This is a genomic window from Amycolatopsis sp. NBC_00355, from assembly GCF_036104975.1.
GTDB lineage: Bacteria > Actinomycetota > Actinomycetes > Mycobacteriales > Pseudonocardiaceae > Amycolatopsis.
This window is the reverse complement of record NZ_CP107982.1, coordinates 485,096-507,947: the sequence shown is the minus strand read 5'-3', so window position 1 is coordinate 507,947 and position 22,852 is coordinate 485,096. Positions and strand designations below refer to the sequence as shown.

Genomic DNA, 22,852 nt, shown 5'->3' with positions numbered 1-22,852 from the left:
GCGCGCCGCTGCGCCGACTCCCCCAGGCTACGTCCGCGGACCGCGCCGCGGCAGCGCTCGCCTGTCTCATATCGAGACACCGGGTGGGTCCCTGACCAGGCTCGACGTGCCTACCGTCGCCAGCACGTGCCAATGGCGGACACGAACGCGGAGGACGCACATGTACAGCAAGGACGGCGAAACGTATTTCATCGTGGACGCCCACGTGGCGCTCTGGGACGCGCGCCCGGAGAACCAGCGCAACATCCACGGCAAGCAGTTCATCGACTGCTTCTACGACTACCACCGCAACCTCAGCCCGGAGTCCGAGGTGTGGCCGTACGAGGAGTACCTCTACCAGGGCGGCGAGCGGCTGGTGAAGGACTTGTTCGAGGACGGCTACGTCGACCACGCGATCTTCCAGCCCGCCCACCTCGGCGCGTTCTACAACACCGGCTTCGGCCAGACCGAAGAAGCGTTCGCGCTGACGCGGAAGCACCCGGGCAAACTCACCTACAACCACAACTTCGACCCGCGGCTGGAACAAGCGGGACTCGACCGGTTCCGGCGTGACGCCGAGCGCTTCGGGCTCAAGGGCGTCAAGCTCTACACCGCCGAGTGGCAGGGTGATTCGCGCGGTTACAAGCTGAACGACCCGTGGACGTACAAGTACCTGGAAGCCTGTCAGGAACTGGGCGTCAAGAACATCCACGTCCACAAGGGACCGACGATCCGGCCCCTGGATCGCGACGCCTTCGACGTCGCCGACGTCGACCACGCGGCCACCGACTTCACCGACCTGAACTTCGTCGTGGAGCACTGCGGGCTGCCGCGGCTGGAGGACTTCTGCTGGATCGCCACGCAGGAACCGAACGTGCACGCGGGGCTCGCGGTGGCGATGCCGTTCATCCACACCCGGCCCAAGTACTTCGCGCAGATCATCGGTGAGCTGCTGTACTGGCTGGACGAAGACCGCATCCAGTTCTCCAGCGACTACGCGATCTGGACGCCTCGCTGGCTGGTCGAGCGGTTCGTCGACTTCCAGATCCCGGCGGACCTGCCCGAGTACGCGCCGCTGACGGTGGCGCAGAAGAAGAAGATCCTCGGGCTCAACGCGGCCGCGATGTACGACATCCCGGTGCCTGCGGAGCTGCAGCTCGCGCCCATCGAGACCCAGGCCGTTTCGGTGGCGTGAGGTGGACGCCCACACCGCGCTGGACGCGGTTCTCGACCCGGAGCTCGACGAGCCCATCACGGACCTCGGCTTCGTGAAATCACTCGACGTCGACGGCGGCCGGGTGACCGTCCACTTGCGACTCCCGACGTCGTTCTGCGCGCCGAACTTCGCCTACCTCATGGCGTCGGACGCGAAGGACGTGCTGACGGCGTTGCCGTGGACGGACGAAGTCGTGGTCATGCTCGACGACCACCACGACTCGGACCTGATCAACCGCGGTCTCGCGGCGGACGCGGGCTACCGCGGCACGTTCGGCCACGAGGCCGAGGAAGATCTCGAAGAGCTGCGGCAGACGTTCCGGCGCAAGGCGCACCAGGCGGCGATGGAGCGTGCACTGACGGTGCTCGTGCGTGCGGACGAGCACGTCGACCTGCACGCGGTGACGCTCGCGGACCTGCCTTCGGCGCCGTCTTCCGAGGCCCTCTTGCGTCGTCGCGAGGCGCTCGGGCTTTCCCTCGACCCGTCGGCGCCGGTCCTGGTCGACGAGCACGGGACGCCGTTCCCGCGCGAGGAGATCCCGCTGCGGCTGCGGTTCGCGCGATCGGTCCGCATCTCCATCGAAGGCAACGCGCACTTCTGCCGCGGCCTGCTCCGTACCCGGTACCCGGAATCCACTGTGGAGGCTTCATGAAAGCGGTCCAGGTCGTCGGCTATCACGAGCCGTTGCGGCTCACCGACGTTCCCGAACCCGAGGCCACCGGCCCGTACGACGTCGTCGTGCGGATCGGCGGCGCCGGCGTCTGCCGCACGGACCTGCACATCCTGGAAGGGCAGTGGCAGGAGAAGTCCGGCGTCACCCTGCCCTACACGATCGGCCACGAGAACGCGGGCTGGGTGCACGCCGTCGGCAGCGCGGTGACGAACGTCGCCGAGGGTGACAAGGTGATCGTGCACCCGCTGATCACGTGCGGGCTGTGCCGGGCGTGCCGCTTCGGCGACGACGTCCACTGTGCACAGTCGTTGTTCCCGGGCATCGACACGGCGGGCGGCTACGCGGAGTACCTCAAGACGTCGGCGCGCAGCGTGGTGAAGATCGACGACGCGCTGGAGCCGGCGGACGTCGCGGCCCTGGCGGACGCCGGTCTGACGGCGTACCACGCGGCGGCCAAGGCGGCGCGGCGCCTGCGTCCGGGCGACAAGTGCGTCGTCATCGGCGCGGGCGGGCTCGGGCACATCGGCATCCAGGTGCTCAAGGCGATCTCGGCCGCGGAGCTGATCGTGGTGGACCGCAACCCGGACGCGGTCAAGCTGGCGGTCTCGATCGGCGCCGACCACGGCGTGGTCGCGAGCGGTGCCCAGGTGAGCGAAGTGCTCGACCTGACGGGCGGCCACGGCGCGGAGACGGTGATCGACTTCGTCGGCGAAGGCGGCGCGACGGCGGAGGGCATCGCGATGCTGCGCCGGGCGGGCGACTACCACGTGGTGGGTTACGGCGAGAACATCGACGTCCCGACGATCGACGTCATCTCGACGGAGATCAACCTGATCGGCAACCTGGTGGGTTCGTACAACGACCTGTGCGAACTGATGGTGCTGGCGGCACAGGGCCGGGTGAAGCTCCACACGGCGCGCTACGCCCTGGACGACTTCCAGAGCGCACTGGACGACCTGGACGCGGGCCGCATCCGCGGCCGCGCGATCCTGGTCCCCTAACCCAGGCCCACTTTCACCCGAAGGTGCCCTCCGGAGCGGGAACTCCGGATCACTTTCCTAGGGAAAGTTACGTCCACGCCCGGCCCAGACGTCACTTTCATAGCGAAAGTGACGACTGCAGCCGTCCCTACGTCACTTTCATGGCGAAAGTGAGGGTTACTGACTGGGCTGGGCCGCCGGGGCCTGGTGCAGGGCGAGGTCCGGGCCGGCGGCGGGGTCCTGGGCCCAGGCTCCGGACTCCGCCGTCCACGTCTGGCCGGCGAAGCTCACCTTGTCGACGCCCAGCGCCTCCGCGCGGCCGACCAGCCAATTCGCATACGTCCAGCCCTGGGCCGGCGGGTGCGCTCCGCTCAACCGGGACGTGCCCAGCTCCGCCGTCGCCGATGCCGCGATGTCCGCGGGCGGCGCCAGGGTCAGGTTGCGGCAGGTCAGGGCGGCCGGCCACTGGCCGTTGAAGGCCGCCGCCATGCCTCGGGCCTGCGTCTCCCACTGCGCGTACGCGTCCGGGGCGCCCGAGCGCTGGATGGCCTGGGCCGCCTCGGTGATCGGCATCGTCTCCCAGCCCGGCAGCTTCTCGAGCTTCTCGTAGAACGCCGTCGACGCGTAGACCGGGTCGCGCAGCTGGGCGACCGTGCCCCAGCCCTGACTGGGCCGCTGCTGGAACAGCCCGACCGAGTCGCGGTCACCGCCCTCGAGGTTCTGCAGCTTCGACTCCTGCAACGCCGTGGCCAGCGCGACCGTCGCCGCGTGGGCGGGCAGGCCCAGCTTCGTCCCGACGGCCGAGATCGTCGCGGCGCTGTTCATCTGCTCCGGGGTGAACGTGAAGGCCCCGTTGCCGTCCCCGGGCGGCGTCACGGTGCACCCGGGCGACCGGACCGGGCTGCGCACGAGCACCGCCACGACCACGATCCCCGCCGTCAGCACGACGACCGCCCCCAGGAAGATGGCCACCTTCAGGCCACATCCACGCACACTGCCTCCCCATCACCCGTTCGCACCAGTCTGCCCTCTCGGAAGACGCGGGGCGCGGGCCGGGGTTCAGTGGCCGGTACCGAGGAAGATCGGGTTCGACATCGCGACCATGGCGTTGGGCGAGGTCGTGTTCGGGCCGCCCGAGGGCCGCCGGACCTCGACGCGCACCCAGCGGCTGTAGCGCGGGTAGGTGGTCCACGTGACGGTCGCCACCCCGGCGTCGCCGACGGTCTCGACGTGCTCCGGGCCCAGCTGGTCGAGGAACGTCACCGTGGTCCCCGGCACCCCGCCGACGACCGCGCGCACCGTCACCGGCGTCCCGGTCCCGGCGGGGAGCCGCTCGCCGATGCCGGCCGTGCGCCCGCCACCGGAGACCGTGAAGTCGAGCCGGACCGCCGCCGACTCGGCCAGCCACGACCGGCCGGCCTTCAGCCCGGCCAGGAGTTCCTTGCGGCGCAGGCGATCGGCGTGGACGACGGTGTGCGGCAGCGCGACCGTCTGGTCCGGGTTGTGCGCGTCCGAGTCGCCGATCGCCGGGATGAACCGGCCGCCGCGCAGCAGGCCGTCCCAGTGGATGACGCTCGCCTCGTCGTCCTGGGTCCACGGCCCGTTCCACACCTCGACGAGGTCGGCGATCTCGTAGGCGAACTCGTACGTGCAGCCGAAGCAGTTGGCGAACGGGTGCGCGGCGGTGACCAGGCCGCCCGCGCGGTGCACCTGGTCGGTGAACTGGCGGAAATCCGCCGCGTCGGCCGCGCGGTAGCGCCAGTCGATCCAGGTGCCGGCGGGCAGGCCGATCGCCGGCCAGTGACCCGACCGCGTGGTCACCTCTTCGCCGTTGAGGATCAGCAGGTCGTCGGTGGCGTGCTCGCCCCACTGCAGCTGCGAGCTGGACGTGTTGTGGTCGGTCGAGACGATGAAGTCCAGGCCCGCGGCGCGCGCGTCGGCGACCAGCTGCTCCGGCGTGCGGCGGCCGTCGGAGTGCACGGTGTGGAGGTGGCCGTCACCGCGGTACCAGGCGCGGCCCCTCTCGCGGGCGGGCGCGGTCTCCGGCGCCGGGTTCGGCTTGAACGGCGCGCCGTCCGGACCGAAGGTGAGCGTGATTTCGACGCGGTAGTCCAGGCCCTGCGGCGCGACCGTGTACGGGCCGAGGACGACGTGCCACCGGCCTGGCTCGACCGGCCCGGCGAGGTAGCCCGGCGTCGCCTCGGACGCGCTGATCGAGAACCGGTCGCGGAAGCCGCCGGACCAGCCCCGGAAGCCCCGGGTGTTGCCCAGCTCGTGCCCCTCGGGGCCGAACACGCCGATGTCACAGGCGTTCCCGCGGGTGCCGGCGGGCACCTGGGGTTTGTCGTAGGAGTAGGCGACGTCGATCTGCCGGACGCCGCGCGGGACGTCGACGGGCAGGTAGTACCAGTCCGGGATGTCGGGCGCGAAGGTGCCGGTGACGGTCCGGGTCTGGGTGCCGGTGCTGCCCGGCTGCTCCGCGAACGCGACGCCGGGGAGCAGCCCCGCGGCCGCGGCCAGCCCGCTCGCGCGGAGCACCGTTCGCCTGCTGACATCCATGCCGACCTCCGCATCAGTGACGGCCCGACGCTAGGTCAGCAACGCGAACCCGGACAAGAACCGCCGGTGAACTTTCGGCGAGCGGTGCCGGTTGCGCGTCAGCGCTTGGCGAGGATCTTCGCGAGCGCGACGGCGGTGACGGCCGCGGCGAGCCCGAGCCGCGTGACGTCGAGGGCCGGCACCCACTTCACACTGCCGTCGCGCAGGACGAACGCCCCGACGGGCCGCGCGAGGACTCCGAACCCGGCGCCCTCCCGCAGGGGCAGCGTGTCCGCGTCCCCGCCGCCCCCGCCCCCGAACACCGCGGCGGCCGGGACGACGACGGTCCCGTCCCGCTCGACCGGTTCGCCGTAGACGAGCTTCGCGGCGAAAACGTCCCGCGCGGCGGCGGCCAGCTGCCCGAGTTTCATCCGGCCATCATGACCGCGGCGGCCGGGGCACCACACCTCTTCCATGGCGGACCCGGCGGCTCCTTTCGGCCCGGCACGAGAAATTCCGGCCGGCCGGGGTGTGAACCCGGTGTATCCGGGGCATTAACCCGCGACACCTGTGCTCGGGGAGAACGCCCGCACCGAGGGAGGACGCCATGACCTTCGACTTCGTCAGCCGCTGGCTGGGCCGGCAGCACGACCGGCCGGGGGTCTCCGTGGACCTCGCGTGCGGCGGCCGCGTCACCCTGCGGGAGGTCGACGGGAAGCCCGTTCTCGCGATCACCACCGCGCCCGGGCCGGACGGACGGTGCAGCGTCGCCGCCGTGCCGTTGTCGGAGGCCGAACGCCGCGAGCTCGGCCAGGTGCTGGAGTCGGACGTCCTGCTGGCGTCCTGACCGCGCGGGCAACCAGATGTTTTCCTAGTCACGCCCGGCGTAGGGTTCCCCTGTGCTTTGTGGCAGACCTCGCGAGAATCCGGCGCCGCGCAGTGTGGCGCGGGTCGCTTTTTGTCGGGTTCCCACAAAGCATCGCCTCCGGCATGCGCCATGCCGGACATTGGCCCACCCGGTCGTGATCGACCAGGGTGTAGGCAGGTGCAGGCGACGCTCCGGGACCCGGACGTCGCCTTCTGCGCGTGGGTAATTGGGAGGCTCAGCCGGTGTTCAGTCGTGTCGCCATCGTCAACCGTGGAGAGGCCGCGATGCGGCTGATCCACGCCGTCCGGGATCTCTCCGCGGAAACCGGGGAGCGGATCGAGACGGTCGCCCTCTACACCGACGCGGACCGGACCGCGACGTTCGTGCGCGAAGCCGACATCGCCTACAACCTCGGCCCGGCCTCGGCCCGGCCGTACCTCGACCTCGGGGTGCTGGAGAAGGCACTGGTCGACACGAAGGCCGACGCCGCGTGGGTCGGCTGGGGCTTCGTCGCCGAAGACCCCGCCTTCGCGGAGCTGTGCGAGAAGGTCGGCGTCACCTTCGTCGGGCCGAGCGCGGACGCGATGCGCAAGCTCGGCGACAAGATCGGCGCGAAGCTGATCGCCGAAGAGGTCGGCGTCCCGGTCGCGCCGTGGAGCCGCGGCGAGGTCGCCACCCTCGAAGACGCGCTGCGCGCCGGCGACGAGATCGGCTACCCGCTGATGCTCAAGGCCACCGCGGGCGGCGGCGGGCGCGGCATCCGGATGGTCGCCTCCGGCGCGGACCTCGCCGACGCCTACGAGCGCACCAGCCAGGAAGCGCTGCGCGCGTTCGGTTCCGGCGTCGTGTTCCTGGAGCGCCTGGTCACCGGCGCCCGCCACGTCGAGGTCCAGGTGATCTCCGACGGCGAGACGGCGTGGGCGCTCGGCGTCCGCGACTGCTCGGTGCAGCGCCGCAACCAGAAGATCATCGAAGAGTCCGCCTCCCCGGTGCTGGGCCCCGAGCAGACCGCCGAGCTGAAGGCGTCGGCCGAGCGGCTCGCCGTCGCCGTCGGCTACCGCGGCGCCTGCACCGTCGAGTTCCTCTACCACCCGGGCGAGAAGCTCTTCGCCTTCCTCGAGGTCAACACCCGGCTGCAGGTCGAGCACCCGATCACCGAGATCACCACCGGCACCGACCTGGTCAAGCTGCAGCTGCACGTCGCCGAGGGCGGCAAGCTCGATGGCCCCCAGCCGGCCGAGAGCGGCCACGCCGTCGAGGCGCGGCTCAACGCCGAGGATCCCGACCGCGACTTCGCGCCCTCCCCCGGCCGCATCGCGCGGCTGGCCCTGCCCGCCGGCCCCGGCATCCGCGTCGACACCGGCGTCAGCGAGGGCGACACCATCCCGGCGGACTTCGACTCGATGATCGCGAAGATCATCGCCTACGGCCGCAACCGCGACGAGGCGCTCGGCCGGCTGCGCCGCGCGATGGCCGAGACCACCGTCATCATCGAGGGCGGCGCGACCAACAAGAGCTTCGTGCTCGACCTGCTCGACCAGCCCGAGGTGATCGACGCCAGCGCCGACACCGGCTGGATCGACCGCGTCCGCGCCGAAGGCCGCCTGGTCACCCACCGGCACTCCGCGATCGCGCTGGCCGCGGCCGCCATCGAGGCCTACCAGGACGAGGAAGAAGTCACCGTCCAGCAGCTGCTGAACACCGCGCACGGCGGCCGCCCGCAGGTGCAGCACGAGTCCGGCCGCCCGCTGGACCTCAAGCTGCGCGGCGTCGGCTACCGCGTCAGCGTGGCCCGGGCCGGCCGGCAGCGCTTCCGCGTCGGGATCTCGGCCGGCGGCTCGGACGTCCACCCCGCCGACGTCGAGATCGAGCGGTTCGACGCGCACAGCGGCCAGATCGTCGTCAACGGGCAGCGTTTCCGGGTCACCGCCGCCACGCACGGCCCGACGCACCTCGTCGAGGTCGACGGCGTCACCCACCGGATCAGCCGCGACGAGGGCGGCGTCGTCCGCTCCCCCGCGCCCGCGCTGGTCGTCGCGACCCCGCTGTCGGTCGGTGACGAGGTCGAGGCGAACGCGCCGATCCTGGTGCTGGAAAGCATGAAGATGGAAACGGTGCTGCGCGCGCCGTTCCGCGCCCGCGTCCGCGAGTGCCCGGTGTCGGTCGGCAGCCAGGTCGAGACCGGCGCGCCCCTGATGCGGCTGGAGCCGCTCGCCGAAGGCGCCGAGGAAGAGGCCGCCACCGAGACCGAAACGGTCGAGATCGAGCTGCCCGCCGAGCCGTCGGGTGTCTCCGCCGAGGCTCGTGTCGAGCGGGGCCTGCAGGACCTGCGCAGCCTGCTGCTCGGCTTCGACGTCGACCCGGCCGAGCGCAAGCGGGTGCTGTCGGCCTACCTGGCCGCGCGCGCCGAGCTGAGCGGCCGCCCGGTCGAGGGTGAGCTGGAACTGCTGACCGTGTTCGCCGACCTGTCCGAGCTGAGCCGCAACAAGCCGGGCGGCGAGCTGGACACCGAGCCGGACAGCCCGGTGCACAGCCCGCGCGAGTTCTTCCACAGCTACCTGCAGAGCCTCGACGTCGAACGGGCGGCGGTCTCGCCCGGTTTCCAGGCCAAGCTGACGAAGGTGCTCGGCCACTACGGCGTCACCGACCTCGACCGCACGCCGGAGCTGGAAGGCGCGGTCTTCCGGATCTTCCTGGCGCAGCAACGGATGTCGTCCGACGTCGCCGTCGTCTCCGAGCTGCTGCGGCAGTGGCTCGCGGGCGCGCCGCCGCTGGAGTCCGACAGCGAACGCGCCGGGCTCACCCTCGAGCACCTCATCGAGGCGACGCAGGTGCGCTTCCCCGTGGTGTCCGACCTGGCCCGCGGCGTGGTCTTCCGCTGGTTCGCCCAGCCGCTGCTGCGCCGCGGCCGCGCCCGCACCTACGCCTCGGTGCGCGATCAGCTGCGCCACCTCGACCAGCACCCCGACGCCCCGGACCGCGCCGAGCGGATCCAGACGATGGTGGCCTGCGCCGAACCCCTGGTGCGGCTCATCGGCCAGCGGATCGGGCGGCCCGGCCGCGATCACGCGCCGCTGCTGGAAGTCCTGACCCGCCGCTACTACGGCAACCGCGGGCTCTCGGACGTCACCGCGCACGACGTCGCGGGCTGCCGGTTCGTCACCGCCGAGCACAGCGGCCGCAACGGCGTGACGCGCGTGGTCACCACGGCCGTCGACATCGCGGCGCTGCCGGACGCGATCGGCGCGGTCGGCACGTTCGCCGTCGACGTCCCGGACCACGGCCTGGTCGCGGACCTCTACGTCACGTGGGAGGACCAGCCCGACGCCGACGCGATGGCCGTGCGGCTCGGCGAAGTGCTCGCCGGGCTGGCGCCGCCCGCCGGCGTCCGCCGGATCACCACCACGGTGGCCGGCACCAGCGGCGCGGTGATGCACCACCACTTCACGTTCCGCCCCGACGGCGCGGGATTCGCCGAGGACCGGCTGATCCGCGGCCTGCACCCGATGATCGCCCAGCGCCTGCAGCTGCAGCGGCTGCGCGAGTTCGACCTCACCCGGCTGCCGTCGTCGGACGAGGAGATCTACCTGTTCAAGGCCACCGCCCAGAGCAACCCGGCCGACGAGCGGCTCATCGCGATGGGCCAGGTCCGCGACCTGACGCCGCTGCGCGAAGCCGACGGCCGGCTGGTCTCGCTGCCCGCGGTGGAGGACGCGATCACCGCGTGCCTCGACGCGATCCGCAACATCCAGGCGCAGCGGCCGCAGAACAAGCGGTTCGACACCAACCGGATCATGATGTACGTCTGGCCGTCGACCGAGATCACCCCCGAAGAGCTGAACACGCTGGTCCAGCGCATCCTGCCGACCACGGCGGGCGCCGGGCTGGAAGAGGTCCAGTTCCTGGCCCGCCAGCGCACCCACGCCGGCGAGCTGACCGAGATCGCCGTCCGGATCACCCTCGACCCGGGCAACGGCGCGCGCCTGCACGTCGGCGCGCCGACCGACGAGCCGCTGCAGCCGCTCGACGACTACCGCCAGAAGGTGCTGCGCGCGGCGCGGCGCGGCAACGTCTACCCGTACGAGCTGACCGGCCTGCTCGCCGGCTCGGACGGCAGCTTCGTCGAGCACGACTTCGACGGCTCCGGCGCGCTGGTTCCGGTCGACCGCCCGAAGGGCAAGAACTCCGCGGCGATCATCGCGGGCGTCGTCACGACGCCGACCGAGCGCCACCCCGAAGGCGTCACCCGCGTCGTGCTGCTCGGCGACCCGACGAAGGCGCTCGGCGCGCTGTCTGAGCCGGAGTGCTCGCGCGTCATCGCGGCGCTGGACCTGGCCGAGCGGATGCAGGTGCCGCTGGAGTGGTTCGCGGTGTCCGCGGGCGCCCGGATCTCGATGACCTCGGGCACCGAGAACATGGACTGGGTCGCCGCGGCGCTGAAGCGGATCGTGACGTTCACCCAGGACGGCGGCGAGATCAACGTCGTGGTCGTCGGCATCAACGTCGGCGCGCAGCCGTACTGGAACGCCGAAGCGACGATGCTCATGCACACCAAGGGCGTCCTGATCATGACGCCGGACTCGGCGATGGTGCTGACCGGCAAGCAGGCGCTGGACTTCTCCGGCGGCGTGTCGGCCGAGGACAACTTCGGCATCGGCGGTTACGACCGCGTGATGGGCCCGAACGGCCAGGCGCAGTACTGGGCGCCGAACCTGCCGGCCGCCCGCGACGTGCTGATGTCGCACTACGACCACACCTACGTCGTGCCGGGTGAGACCGGTCCGCGCCGGGCCACCTCGAACGACCCGGTGGACCGCGACGTCTCGCCGTTCCCGCACGCGATCGTCGGCAGCGACTTCAAGACGGTCGGGGAGATCTTCTCGGCCGAGCACAACCCGGACCGCAAGAAGGCGTTCGACATCCGCACGGTGATGCGCGCGCTGTCGGACCAGGACCACCCGGTGCTGGAGCGCTGGGCGGGCATGGCCGACGCGGACACCTCGGCGGTGCAGGACGTGCACATCGGCGGCTGGCCGGTCTGCCTGGTCGGCATCGAGTCGCGTTCGGTGCCGCGCCGCGGCTTCCCGCCCACCGACGGCCCGGACGCCTACACCGCCGGCACGCTGTTCCCGCGGTCGTCGAAGAAGACCGCGCGGGCGATCAACTCGGCGTCGGGCAACCGGCCGCTGGTGGTGCTGGCGAACCTGTCGGGCTTCGACGGCTCGCCGGAGTCGCTGCGCAAGCTGCAGCTGGAGTACGGCGCGGAGATCGGCCGGGCGATCGTCAACTTCGACGGCCCGATCGTGTTCTGCGTGATCTCCCGCTACCACGGCGGCGCGTTCGTGGTGTTCTCCAAGGCGCTCAACCCGAACATGACGGTGCTCGCACTGGAGGGCTCGTTCGCCTCGGTGCTGGGCGGCGCCCCGGCGGCGGCGGTGGTCTTCTCCGGCGAGGTCAACAACCGCACGGCGACCGACCCCCGGGTGACCGAGCTGCAGGCCCGCGTCTCGGAGACGAGCGGCGCCGAGCGGGCGGCGTTGAACGCCCAGCTGGCCGAGGTCCAGTCCTCGGTCCGCGCGGAGAAGGTCGGCGAGGTGGCCGCGGAGTTCGACCGCGTCCACAACATCCAGCGCGCGGTCGAGGTCGGCTCGGTGGACGCGATCATCAGCGCGGCGGAACTGCGGCCGCGCATCATCGAGTCGATCGAGCACGGCCTGAAGAAGTAGCGACGGCTCGGCAAGGGCGGCACTTTCACGTGAAAGTGCCGCCCTTGCCGTTGACCGGTTTCGCGACTTTCGGGGGTATGGCGGGTTTGTCCCGCACCGACACACTGTGCGTGCCGGTTCGGTGACCGTGGGCTGCCGGGCCGGGCGCCCGTCCGTGCGGCCGTGAGGAGATCCCCCGATGGCGTCAAGGTCCCTGTCCCGGCTCGCCCTGGTGGCGGCCGGCACCCTGCTCGCGCCCCTGCTCGGGAGCAGTGCCACCGCGCAACCCGCCGACACGCCCGTGTTCTGGCGTGTCCCGGCGACCGCCGCGCAGGCCGCCGCCCTGACGAACGCCGGGTTCGACGTCGAAGAAGGTGACGCCGGTTCGGTGTACGTCGTCGGTGGCAAAGCCGTCGCCGCACAGTTGCAGGGCCTCGGCTACCGGCCGAGCTTCTACGACACCGTCTACAAGGAACTGCCCGCGCAGGCGAATTCCCTCGCCGCGGACACCTTCTACGGCGGCTACCGCACCGTCACCGCGCACGAAGCGCACCTCACGAGTGTCGCCGCCGCGCACCCCGATCTGGCCACGAAGTACACGATCGGCCAGTCGTGGAAGAAGCAGCAGGGCCAGGGCGGGCACGACATCCAGGCGATCTGCCTGACCAAGAAGCAGACCGGCGACTGCACGCTCTCGACGACGTCGAAGAAGCCGAAGTTCTTCCTGATGGCCCAGATCCACGCACGCGAGCTGTCGACCGGCGAGCTGGCCTGGCGCTGGATCGACTACCTCGCCGACGGTTACGCCACCGACGCCACCGCGAAGTCCATTTTGGACACCACCGAGGTGTGGGTGGTGCCGATCTCGAACCCGGACGGCGTCGACATCGTCGCCTCCGGCGGCAACTCGCCGAAGCTGCAGCGCAAGAACGCGAACAACACCCGCGGCGGCTGCTCCGGCACCAACATCGGCATCGACCTCAACCGCAACTCGACGTTCAAGTGGGGTGGCGACTCCAACTCCCCCTGCGCCGAGACCTACCAGGGGACCAGCGCCGGCTCCGAGCCCGAGGTGAAGGCGCTCGAAACCCTGGCCCGCTCGATCTACCCGGACCAGCGCGGCACCGGCAACAACGACCCGGCGCCGACGTCGGCCAAGGGCACGATGATCACGTTGCACAGCTACGGCAACGACATCATCATCCCGTGGGGCTTCACGCAGTCCACCTCGCCGAACGACGCGCAGTACCGCAAGCTCGGCGCGAAGTACGCCGCGTCGAACGGCTACCTCGTCGGCACCAACGAGGAGACCGTCGGCTACGACACCAGCGGCACCACCGACGACTTCACCTACGGCGAGCTCGGGGTCGCCAGCGTGACGTTCGAGGTCGGCGGGTCCAGCGGTACCTGCGGCGGGTTCCTGCCGCGCTACACCTGCGTCGACAGCACGTTCTGGCCGAAGAACAAGGGCGCGCTGATCACCGCCGCGAAGGCCGCGGCGGCGCCGTACCAGCAGTGAGTCACGCGCGGCAGACGTAGATGCAGTTCTGCGGACGCGGGGAACCGAGCACATCGACGTGCCGGAACCCCGCGTCCGCGAGCATGTCCCGCGCGGTTTCGGTGCCCCACATGGCACCCAGCGCGGCTCCGCCCTCCGCGATCGACGTCGTGGTGCAGTACATCAGGCTGATCGAGTAGCAGAGCGCGGCGAGCGGGTTGCCGACGTTCTTCGCCACATCGCCGGAGAAGAACGTGTCCACCATGAAGAACAGGCCGTCCGGCGCGAGCGCGTCCCGGATCCGCCGCAGCACGACGTCCGGGCGGTCCTGGTCGTGGATCGCGTCGAAAGCGGTGATCACGTCGTACGGCGGTTCGGCCGTCAGCTCGGCCGCGTCCCCCACCACGAACCCGGCGTTGGGCAGGCCGGCGTTGGTCTCGTTGGCCTGCGCGACGACGCCGGGGTTGATGTCGAGACCGGTGAACCGCGAGGTGGGGAAAGCCCGGGCGGCGACCGAGATCGCGTTCCCGGTGCCACAGCCGAGGTCGAGCACCCGCGCGCCGTTGCGCAGCTTCTCGGTCAGGCCCGGGACGGCGCCGAAGAAGCCGTCGACCAGGTGCTCGCGGTAGATGTGCTTCCAGCTGTCGCCGGTCTTCGCGCCGAGCGTCTCGAGGTAGGGCCCGTACGCCGAGCGCGGCACCCCTCCGCCCTCGGCGAAGCTGCGTTCCAGGTCGGGCAGGATCCCGGTGAACGCGGTGAGCGTCAGCAGTGACGGCATGAGGTTGGACGCCGTCTCGCCGAGCAGGAACTTCGCGTGCCCGGGCGGGAAGGTGTACTCCCCCGCGTCGAAGGTGAAGATCCCGCCGGTGACCATGGCGCCCAGCCACTCCCGGACGTACCGCTCCCGCAACCCGGCCCGCTCGGCGAGCCCGGCGCTGGTCGCGGGGCCGTGAGCGGCGGCTTCGAAGAGCCCGGTCCGGTGCCCGACGCCGATGAGCATGGTGAGCGCGCTGCCGGTCATGGTCGCGGTCAGGTGCGCCGCGAAGTCCTGTTCCTCCATGCGGTCCGACCTTACCCGCCCGGCGGACAGTCCGATGTGGACACTCGCCCGGTCGTGAGGGGCGCCCTCAGGGCTTGGATGTCCCTGAAGGTGCCCTTCACGACATTCGCGGCCCCGGGTCGCCGTGAGGGGCACCCCCAGGGCTTGCACGTCCCTGAGGGTGCCCCTCACGGCTTCCGGAGGCCGCTCAGTCTTCCTCGTCCTCCAGGCCGGCGTCGGCGAGCACCGCGTAGACCCGGCGGCGCGCGTCGGCGAGGATCTTCTTCACCTCGGCCACCTGGGCTTCGTTGCCGCTGTAGCCGACCTGGGCGGCCGCACCGGACAGCTCGCCCAGCGCGTTCCACAACGCCGCGAAACGGTCGGCGCCCGGCTCGTCCTCCGGCGCGCCGTCGGCCCACAGCGCGGCGAACTCCTCTTCACGGCCGGCGACGTGCTCCCGGCCCGCGTCGGTCAGCTCGGCGACCCGGCGGCCGCCCGATTCGGCCGTGCGGACCAGGCCCTCATCCTCCAGCTGCTGCAGGATCGGGTACACCGAGCCGGGGCTGGGCCGCCACCGGTCGTGCGTGCGACGCCGGATCTCCTGCATCAGCTGGTAGCCGTGCATCGGCTCCTCGGCCAGCAACGCGAGCACGGCCGGGCGCACCGGCCGCGCCGCCGGCCGCCCGCCACCGCGGAAGCCCCGTACCCGCTGGAAGGCGCCGCCATCCCAGCCACCCGGGCCGCCGAACGACCCCGGCCCGCCCGGGAACCCGGGAAACCCGGGGAAACCGCCGGGCACTCCCGGTGGCTGCGGCGGGTGGGGTGGGTGCGGCGGAAACCCTCCCGGCGGCCCGCCGCGCGCCAGGTCGGGGCCGCCGTCCCAGTCCTCGTGACCCGGCAGCCCGGCACCGTCCCACCCGTCGTGCCCCCGGCCGCGGCCATCGTCCGGCAGCCCGACACCGTCCCACCCGCCGCGCCCCAGCCCATGGTCCGGCAGCCCCGGCAGCCCGTCGCCGGGATCGGGGTGCCCGTGCCCCGGCACGCCGCGGCCGTGGTCCGGGTGGCCGCGGTGCCCGGGCAGCCCGTGCCCCGGAAGTCCGTGCCCGTGGCTGCCGAAGGGCTCGCCGCCCCCGAAACCGCCGAACATCCGCCCTGCTCCGGTGTTCATCACCATGGTTGCCTCCTCAAGCTCATCGTATCGCCGACATTCGCACGATATATCGCCGTTGGATCGGCGGCAACCCACCAGGTCAGCTCACGCGAAGTAGTGCCCGGCTTCCAGGTCCGCGACCAGGCCTTGGTGCTCCGGGACCCAGCCGAGCCGCTTCTGCGTCAGTACGCTCGACGCCGGCGCGTCCGGCCCGGCGAACTTCGCGAGCCAGCCGAAATGCGACGCGGCAGCCGACGTCACCGGCAGGTCCAGCCCGCGCCCGATCAGCTCGGCGACAACCCGCAGCGGCACCCCCTCCTCACCGACGGCGTGCAGCCGGACGCCCGACGGCGCCGCCTCGACGGCCAGCCGGTACGCCCGCGCCGCGTCGAGCCGGTGCACCGCCGCCCACCGCCCGGAACCGTCACCCGGGTAGGCCGAGACGCCCTTCTCCCGTGCCAGCCGGATCAACGCCGGCACGAACCCGTGGCGGTCGCCTTCGCCGTGCACCGACTGCGGCAGCCGCAGCACCGACGCGCGCACCCCGCGCTTCGCGAACTCGAGCGCCGCGGCCTCCGACCCCGCACGCGGGAACGCCGGGTCGGCGACGTCGTCCTCCGTCGCGAGCCGGCCGGGGGCCACCGGGCCGGTCGCCGCGGTGACGACCAGCGCCTTCCCGGACCCTTCGAGCGCCCCGCCGAGAGCGGCGATGGCGGCCGCGTCCGTCGCGGCGGCGGCCGTGAGGTCGGCGAAGTTGTCGTGGACGTAGGCGGTGTGGATGACGGCGTCCGACGCGGCGGCCGCCTCACGGAGACCGTCGAGGTCTTCCAGGACGCCGTGGCGAACCGAAGCCCCGGCGGCCGCGAGCGCCGCGGCCTTCTCGGTCGAGCGGGCGAGGCCCACGACCTCGTGCCCCGCGTCGAGCAGATCGCGGACGACCGCGCTCCCGACGTACCCCGTCGCGCCGGTGACGAACACACGCATTTCAAGCTCCTCGTACTGGACTGACTGTGCTTCCATGGTTCGGCCGGGCCGGCGGGAACGTCCAACGCCTGATCTTCATCGAGTCATACGCTTGGGGCATCACCACAGCTCAGCCGCCTACACTGGCGGCATGACCGACCTCGACCTGCGGCTGGTGCGGTACTTCACCGCCGTCGCCGAACACCGGCACTTCGGCCGGGCCGCGGCCGCGCTGCACACGACGCAGCCGTCACTGAGCCGGCAGATCCGCCGCCTCGAAGGGCAGCTCGGCGCGCGCCTGCTGGACCGCACGCCGCAGGGCAGCCGGCTCACCGAAGCCGGCGAGGTCTTCCTGCCCCGCGCCCAGGCCTTGCTCCAGTCCGCCGCGCAGGCGGCGGCGAGCACGCGTGCCGCGGCGACGCCCGGCCGGATCACCGTCGGCTACCTGACCAACCTCTTCGTCACCCCGGCCGTGCGCGACCTGCGCCGCCGCCACCCGGACGCCGAGGTGCTGACCCGGCACCTGGGCTGGAACGAAACGGCCGCCGCGCTGCTGGCGCACCGCATCGACGTCGCGGTCACCCGGCTGCCGCTGCCGGCCGACGGACTCGACGTGACGCCGCTCTACGACGAGGAACGCGTGCTGGTGGTCGCCGCCGACCACCGCCTCGCCGGGCGTGCGTCGGTCACCGTCGACGACATCGCCGGCGAGCCGCTCCCCCGGCTGGCCGACCCGGCCTGGAACGCGTTCTGGCGCGTCGATCCGCGCCCCGACGGCAGCCGCGCGCCCGACGGGCCGCTCCTCGAGAGCTACGAGGAGAAGTACGAGCTGATCGCCGCCGGGCAGCTGGTGGCGATCGCCCCGGCGGTCGTCCGGCGCAGCCGGCTGCGGCCCGACGTCACCACCGTGCCGATGGAGGGCGTCGAGCCGTGCCACGTCGTGCTCGCGACCCGCGCCGGCGACCGCACCCGGCTGCTCGCCGAGGCCTGCGAAACCCTCGAAGCCCACCTCACGCCCCGGACTTGACCGCCAGCGCCAGCAGGTCCGCGGCCGGTCCGGCCAGCCGGCGCCCCGCCGGCCACACCGCGCGCAGCACCCGCCCGAGGTCGACACCGTCGACCGCCACCGGCACCAGCCGGCGCCCGGCCACCTCGCGGACGACGTCGAGGTCGCTGATCACCGCGGGTCCCGCTCCGGAGATCACGGCGTTGCGCACCGCCGACGCCGATCCCAGTTCCAGCAACGGTTTCACCGGCCCGGCGCCCGCGCGCCGCAGTGCCGCCTCGACGGTCTCGCGGGTGCCGGACCCGGGTTCGCGCACCACCAGCGGCGTCGCGGCGAGCTCCGCGGCGGTGAGCGGACGACGTCGTCGCGCCCAGCGGTGCCCGGGCGGGACGACGACCACGAGCCGGTCCGTCGCGACCCGGCGTGTGGTCAGCCCGGGCCACGGCCCCGGCGACTCGACGAAGCCGAGGTCCACCCGCCCGTGCGTGACGAGATCCGCGACGTGCTCGGAGTTGACCACCTCGAGCCCGACGTCGGTGTCCGGCTCGGTCCGCTTCACCTCGCCGATCCACGCGGGCACGAAGTGCTCGGCCAGCGTCATGCTCGCCGCGACACGCAGTTTCGCGCCACGCTGGGTGCGCAGCGCCGCCGCGCCGGTCCGCAGCCCGTCCACTTCGGTCAGCACGCGATGCGCCCAGCCCGCGATGACCCGGCCGTCCGGGGTCAGCGCCGAGCCACGCCGGGTGCGGTCCACGAGGGACAGTCCCAGTTGACGCTCCAAAGTGGACAACCGTTTGCTGGCCGAGGGTTGGGCGATGCCCAGCGCCGCGGCCGCTTGGCCGATGCTGCCGAGGTCGTCGACGAGCACCAGCAGGCGCAGCGAGTCCAGATCCGGTCCGGTCATAGCCCCAGTCTATGACCTACGTCGTCACGGACGGCTACCGCGACGACCACGACCGCGCGACGCTGGGTACATGGCACTGACGACGGCGAAACCGCTCCTGCCCGGCCTCGTGATCACCGGGCTGGGCGTCGCGGCGGCGTACGCGCTGAGCTCGGCGTGGCCGGTGGCCGGCGCGCTCACCGTCGCCGTCGTGCTCGGCATCGCCGTCGGGAGCACGCCGCTGCTGGCCGACGAGCACCGCCAGGCCGTCGCGCGCGTCACGAAACGCCTGCTGCGCGCGGGTGTCGTCCTGCTCGGGCTGCAGCTCGCCCTGCCCACGGTGCTCAGCCTCGGCCCCGGCACCCTCGCGGCCGTTGTGGTGACGGTCGCGGTCACCTTCCTCGGCACCCTCGGCCTCGGCAAGCTGGTACGGGTGCCACGCGGGCTCGCCCTGCTCGTCGCCACCGGCTTCTCGATCTGCGGCGCGTCGGCGATCGCCGCCATGGAGGGTGTCGTCGACCGCGAGGACTCCGACGTCGCGACGGCGGTCGCGCTCGTCACCTGCTACGGCAGTCTTGCCCTCGGCGTGCTCCCGCTGCTCGCCCACGGGCTCGGGCTGGACGCGGTCCGCACCGGCAGCTGGGCCGGGATCTCGGTGCACGAGGTCGCCCAGGTGGTCGCCGCGGCCGGCCCGGCGGGCGCCGGCGCGGTGACGATCGCGATCGTGGTCAAGCTGAGCCGGGTCGTGCTGCTCGCCCCGATGGTCGCGATCGTCGGCGCCACCGAACGCACCCGCCGCGGTGGCCACGCGCCACTCGTGCCCCTGTTCGTCCTCGGTTTCCTCGCGATGGTCGCCGTCCGCAGCACCGGGCTGGTCCCGGCGTTCGCGCTCGACATCGCGAAGACGGCGTCGACGCTCCTGCTCGCGGGCGCGCTGTTCGGCCTGGGCTGTGCCGTCCGGCTCGGCCCGCTCCTGCGCGGCGGCGGCCGCGCGCTGCTGCTGGGTCTCCTGTCCACGCTGCTCGTGTTCGTGACCGGGTTCGGGACGCTGGCCGCGTTCACCTGATGTCTTTCTCCCGGCAAGGTATAGGTCGTTATACGCCGGGTTGTACGGGTCTTGTACGGGCCGGGTCGAGGCTACCGCCGAGACGTAGGACGTAGAACGAACCCGTAGGGAGTCCCCACCGTGAAGTTCACCCGTATCGCCAGAGGCCTGCTGACCGGGCTGCTGGGGTGCGCTGCCGTCGTCGCCGTCCCGGCGGCCATCGGCACCGCCCAGGCCGACGTGGCCAGCACGCTGGTCTTCACCAAGAACACCGAAGGGCACGACTGTTACCGCATCCCCACCGTCGTGAAGGCCAACGACGGCGCCCTGCTCGCGTTCGCCGAGGGCCGCAACGACGGCGCCAGCGTCTGCAACGACCTCGGCGCGATCGACCTCGTCATGAAGCGCTCGACCGACGGCGGCAAGACGTGGAGCGCGCTGCAGACCGTGATCAAGGCCAACGGCGACACGAAGGGCAATCCGGCGCCGATCGTCATCCCGGGCAGCAACCGCGTCGTGCTGCTGTCCACGATGCAGTGTTACACCAACCCCGCCTGCGGCCGGATCCCGCGCGTGTCCCTCAGTGAGGACAACGGGAAGACGTGGGGCGCGCCGAAGGTGCTGACCACGGAGCTGGGCTTCTCGAGCGCGCCGAGCTGGCTGGCCACCGGGCCGTCGCACGGGATCGTGCTGACCCGCGGCGCACACAAGGGCCGCCTCGTCGCCGGCATGAGCTACTCGACCATCGGCGCGCTGATCTACAGCGACGACAACGGTTCCACCTGGCACCTCGGCGCCACCGACAAGCCGGCCGCGAGCACGATGAACCCGCAGGAGATCAGCGTCACCGAGCTGGCCGACGGCCGGGTCTACGCCGCCGCGCGCAACCAGGCCAACGACGGCGACAAGTGCCTGCTGGACGGCACGCACAACCGGGCCTATGCGATCAGCTCGGACGGCGGCGCGACGTTCAGCACGAAGTTCACCTTCGCCACCGACCTCGTCGCCCCGACCGTCGAGGGCTCGACGGCCCGGATGAGCGCCACGGACACCGGCGGCAAGTACGACCGGATCGTGTTCGCCGCACCGTCCACGTGCGACCGCCGCAAGCAGCTGCGGGTGCACTCGTCGTTCGACGAGGGCGGCAACTGGACGGGAACCGATGCGAGCCTGCTCGTGTGGGGCCAGGACGCGGCGTACTCCGACATGGTGCAGCTGTCGCAGTCGTCGGTCGGCGTGCTGTTCGAGGCGGGCCCGGAGCTGCACGCGAACGACACGATCCGCTTCGCCACGGTGACCGACGACGCGCTGGGCGCCCCGGCCTGCGGCGGCGGTTACGGCGTCATCGACTCGCAGCCACTCGGCACGGCGGGCACGGTGTACCTGTCGTACAACGCGGCCAACGGCCAGAACTGCGTCAGCACGATGAAGAGCGCGTCCGCCGGAACGGCCACGGCGACGTCGGCGTTCCTGGAGGTCCAGGGTTCGGCGCGGCAGACGGACTCGGGCGCGTTCTCCTACTTCGCGGGCCCGATCAAGGCCACGGCGGCAAACAAGTGCGTCAAGTGGGGCGGCACAGCGGGCGGCGTGTCGTACACCAGCGAGTTCGAACACTGCGGCTGACACGCCTGAGCCGGCGCCGGTCATGACCTGACCGGCGCCGGCGCGTCGTCAGCGGTCAGACTGAAACCGGCACGATCCGCGGCAGCAGCCCGGCCAAGGCGACACCACGCTTGCGCAAGCTCGGCGGCAGCGGCGGCACGGTCAAGGCGAGGGCCTGGTTCCAGCCCTGGACGTACAGCTGGAACTTCAGCAGAAAACCCGACTTCGGCTCAGTGATCGCCACCAGGTGCCGCGGCGCGCCGAAGATGTGCTTGCCCGGCGACCCGTCGTAGGACCGGAAGAACAGGATCTGCTGGTCCGTGAGCACGACGTACGCCTCAGCCTGAACCGGCAGCGCCATCATGGTGCCGCCACTGAGCACCCCGACGGCCATCCCGAAGGCAACGGACTTCCCGACCGACTTCGCCACCGAGCCCACTTTGGCCATGGCGACCAGTTCCACCTGCTCGCCGGCCCGCATGAACGGAGCGGCGTTCTCGAGCAGACGTCTTTCTTGACGAGCACCCACGGAATTCCTCCAGAACGGAAACGCGCCACGACCCCGGACGCATCGCACACGCTACTGGAGGCGGGACCAGCTCTTTCCGTTGCCCTGCAACAAAATTCGACGAAATCCGCCAAGTCCGACATATCAGGCGTCAGGTCATTTTCTAACGCAACTCTCTTTATTTCAGTAAAAGAGAACCTCCGAGTGCCGCAGCAATGGGATCACGAGGAGCGACAGCCCACCGCCGCACGACTCAGCTCCCGCCGCCGGGCCCGGCGGCAATAACCACGGCGGCCGTGCGCTCGCAATCAATTGCAGTGATTTTCATTGCCCGATTCTTACAAACGCCTTACGATTCAGATGTCGTACATTCGACTCTGACACCGCATACAGATGACTTCTCGAGCGCCATGGCGGCGTACCGATCCAGGCAATTTCCGTTCAAGCTTCCGATTCCAAACATTCTGCCTCCTCGATGACCTGCCGTACCTGATCACCATCAAGACGCCGAACATCCCAAATCAGCTCAGGAACACCAACCGACGGAGCCGATTCGACCACCGAATCCGGCAGTTCAACAGCAAGCACAACGGCCAAGATACTTGTCCGAATACCCAGAACGGAGGCAAAAGGCGACAACAAATCGGGAGTCAACTCCTTGCGGCCGTACCCGAGCGCTCCGATCGATGACGCGGCAAGATGGACACCTCCCAGCCGGGAAAGCACCTTCGCCGAAGACGTCCAATCCAGGCTTCGGTTGGCAAGCATGCGCATCAGTACCGCACCAGGGCCCGGCACATACTGTTCGTCGACACGAAGTACTTCGCGTGACTGTGGGCGATCCAACTGCGGAAGGGACCGGACATAGTGCCGCAACCGCTCTCTCAACTCCGGCGTCAAGAGTAGCGCACACTCCACCAGCCGAGGAATAAGCCGCCCGACCGACATATTCAAAGGAGCCAGTTCGGCCGGCAACGCCACCTGCGCGATAGCGAAAAGATCAGCGGCATGCAGATCAAGTGCAGGCGCGAGCCGCTTCAGAAACAACGGACCCGGCGCAGCCCCACGAAGAACCGATTCGAAATCCGTCCCCGATGCCGCCACCTTTTCGGACAAATCATGCAAACGGATTTCCTGCTGGTCTGCCACGCGCGCCAGCAGCACATCAAAGGAGGGGTATTTACTCATCTCGCACACCT

At 71.1% G+C, this 22,852-nt stretch carries 18 protein-coding genes; 9 read left to right on the top strand and 9 right to left on the bottom strand.

What is annotated here, in order from left to right:
- The first annotated feature begins 160 nt into the window (after window positions 1-160).
- Genes OHS18_RS02000 through OHS18_RS01990 form a run of 3 tightly spaced genes read left to right on the top strand, consistent with a single transcriptional unit; the run spans window position 161 to window position 2,869 of the window.
- Window positions 161-1,174 carry an amidohydrolase family protein gene (locus OHS18_RS02000; RefSeq protein ID WP_328615681.1) on the top strand — a complete coding sequence of 338 codons (1,014 nt, stop codon included), beginning with the start codon at window positions 161-163 and terminating at the stop codon, window positions 1,172-1,174.
- 1 nt (window position 1,175) lies between these two features.
- Window positions 1,176-1,847, top strand: coding sequence for an iron-sulfur cluster assembly protein (locus OHS18_RS01995; protein ID WP_328456700.1), 672 nt, complete (start codon window positions 1,176-1,178; stop codon window positions 1,845-1,847).
- Window positions 1,844-2,869, top strand: a complete 1,026-nt coding sequence (locus tag OHS18_RS01990; protein ID WP_328615680.1) for an NAD(P)-dependent alcohol dehydrogenase — start codon at window positions 1,844-1,846, stop codon at window positions 2,867-2,869. Before OHS18_RS01995 ends, OHS18_RS01990 begins: the two co-directional genes overlap by 4 nt.
- Window positions 2,870-3,025: 156 nt before the next feature.
- Here the strand turns inward: OHS18_RS01990 and OHS18_RS01985 are convergent, their stop codons facing one another.
- From OHS18_RS01985 to OHS18_RS01975, 3 genes are all read right to left on the bottom strand, one after another.
- Window positions 3,026-3,820 (bottom strand): hypothetical protein, encoded by a 795-nt coding sequence (locus tag OHS18_RS01985; RefSeq protein ID WP_442875335.1) that lies wholly within the window; start codon window positions 3,818-3,820, stop codon window positions 3,026-3,028.
- An 87-nt stretch (window positions 3,821-3,907) separates the two neighbouring features.
- Complete coding sequence (locus OHS18_RS01980; protein ID WP_328615679.1) at window positions 3,908-5,407, bottom strand: CehA/McbA family metallohydrolase; 1,500 nt, start codon at window positions 5,405-5,407, stop codon at window positions 3,908-3,910.
- A gap of 98 nt (window positions 5,408-5,505) precedes the next feature.
- Window positions 5,506-5,817, bottom strand: coding sequence for a hypothetical protein (locus tag OHS18_RS01975; RefSeq protein WP_328456706.1), 312 nt, complete (start codon window positions 5,815-5,817; stop codon window positions 5,506-5,508).
- Between the two features lie 176 nt (window positions 5,818-5,993).
- On the opposite strand from OHS18_RS01975, the gene OHS18_RS01970 reads away from it, so the two are divergent.
- From OHS18_RS01970 to OHS18_RS01960, 3 genes are all read left to right on the top strand, one after another.
- Window positions 5,994-6,233, top strand: a complete 240-nt coding sequence (locus OHS18_RS01970) for a hypothetical protein (RefSeq protein ID WP_328456708.1) — start codon at window positions 5,994-5,996, stop codon at window positions 6,231-6,233.
- Between the two features lie 263 nt (window positions 6,234-6,496).
- Window positions 6,497-11,980: an ATP-binding protein gene (locus OHS18_RS01965; protein ID WP_328615678.1), complete on the top strand. Its 5,484-nt coding sequence runs from the start codon at window positions 6,497-6,499 to the stop codon at window positions 11,978-11,980.
- A gap of 178 nt (window positions 11,981-12,158) precedes the next feature.
- Window positions 12,159-13,478 (top strand): M14 family zinc carboxypeptidase, encoded by a 1,320-nt coding sequence (locus OHS18_RS01960; RefSeq protein WP_328615677.1) that lies wholly within the window; start codon window positions 12,159-12,161, stop codon window positions 13,476-13,478.
- A gap of 1 nt (window position 13,479) precedes the next feature.
- Here the strand turns inward: OHS18_RS01960 and OHS18_RS01955 are convergent, their stop codons facing one another.
- The 3 genes from OHS18_RS01955 to OHS18_RS01945 all read right to left on the bottom strand — a co-directional run bounded on the left by OHS18_RS01955 (window position 13,480) and on the right by OHS18_RS01945 (window position 16,630).
- On the bottom strand, window positions 13,480-14,517 hold the full coding sequence (locus OHS18_RS01955) for a class I SAM-dependent methyltransferase (RefSeq protein ID WP_328615676.1): 1,038 nt from the start codon (window positions 14,515-14,517) through the stop codon (window positions 13,480-13,482).
- Between the two features lie 187 nt (window positions 14,518-14,704).
- Window positions 14,705-15,670 carry a PadR family transcriptional regulator gene (locus OHS18_RS01950; protein ID WP_328615675.1) on the bottom strand — a complete coding sequence of 322 codons (966 nt, stop codon included), beginning with the start codon at window positions 15,668-15,670 and terminating at the stop codon, window positions 14,705-14,707.
- An 81-nt stretch (window positions 15,671-15,751) separates the two neighbouring features.
- The gene (locus tag OHS18_RS01945) at window positions 15,752-16,630 is read right to left on the bottom strand and encodes an SDR family oxidoreductase (protein ID WP_328615674.1); all 879 of its coding nucleotides are present in this window, start codon (window positions 16,628-16,630) and stop codon (window positions 15,752-15,754) included.
- Window positions 16,631-16,760: 130 nt separating this feature from the next.
- Between OHS18_RS01945 and OHS18_RS01940 the strand changes: the two genes are divergently transcribed.
- Entirely contained in the window at window positions 16,761-17,636 is an 876-nt protein-coding gene (locus tag OHS18_RS01940) for a LysR family transcriptional regulator (protein ID WP_328615673.1), read from the top strand.
- On the opposite strand, the gene OHS18_RS01935 is transcribed toward OHS18_RS01940, so the two are convergent.
- Window positions 17,620-18,519 (bottom strand): LysR family transcriptional regulator, encoded by a 900-nt coding sequence (locus tag OHS18_RS01935; RefSeq protein WP_328615672.1) that lies wholly within the window; start codon window positions 18,517-18,519, stop codon window positions 17,620-17,622. The two genes, OHS18_RS01940 and OHS18_RS01935, sit on opposite strands and share 17 nt — an antisense overlap.
- Before the next feature lie 70 nt (window positions 18,520-18,589).
- On the opposite strand from OHS18_RS01935, the gene OHS18_RS01930 reads away from it, so the two are divergent.
- Window positions 18,590-19,564, top strand: a complete 975-nt coding sequence (locus OHS18_RS01930) for a YeiH family protein (RefSeq protein ID WP_328615671.1) — start codon at window positions 18,590-18,592, stop codon at window positions 19,562-19,564.
- A 120-nt stretch (window positions 19,565-19,684) separates the two neighbouring features.
- Window positions 19,685-21,166 carry a sialidase family protein gene (locus tag OHS18_RS01925; protein ID WP_328615670.1) on the top strand — a complete coding sequence of 494 codons (1,482 nt, stop codon included), beginning with the start codon at window positions 19,685-19,687 and terminating at the stop codon, window positions 21,164-21,166.
- A gap of 55 nt (window positions 21,167-21,221) precedes the next feature.
- On the opposite strand, the gene OHS18_RS01920 is transcribed toward OHS18_RS01925, so the two are convergent.
- Window positions 21,222-21,674, bottom strand: coding sequence for a hypothetical protein (locus OHS18_RS01920; RefSeq protein WP_328615669.1), 453 nt, complete (start codon window positions 21,672-21,674; stop codon window positions 21,222-21,224).
- A 420-nt stretch (window positions 21,675-22,094) separates the two neighbouring features.
- Window positions 22,095-22,841 (bottom strand): hypothetical protein, encoded by a 747-nt coding sequence (locus OHS18_RS01915; RefSeq protein ID WP_328615668.1) that lies wholly within the window; start codon window positions 22,839-22,841, stop codon window positions 22,095-22,097.
- Between the last annotated feature and the right edge of the window lie 11 nt (window positions 22,842-22,852).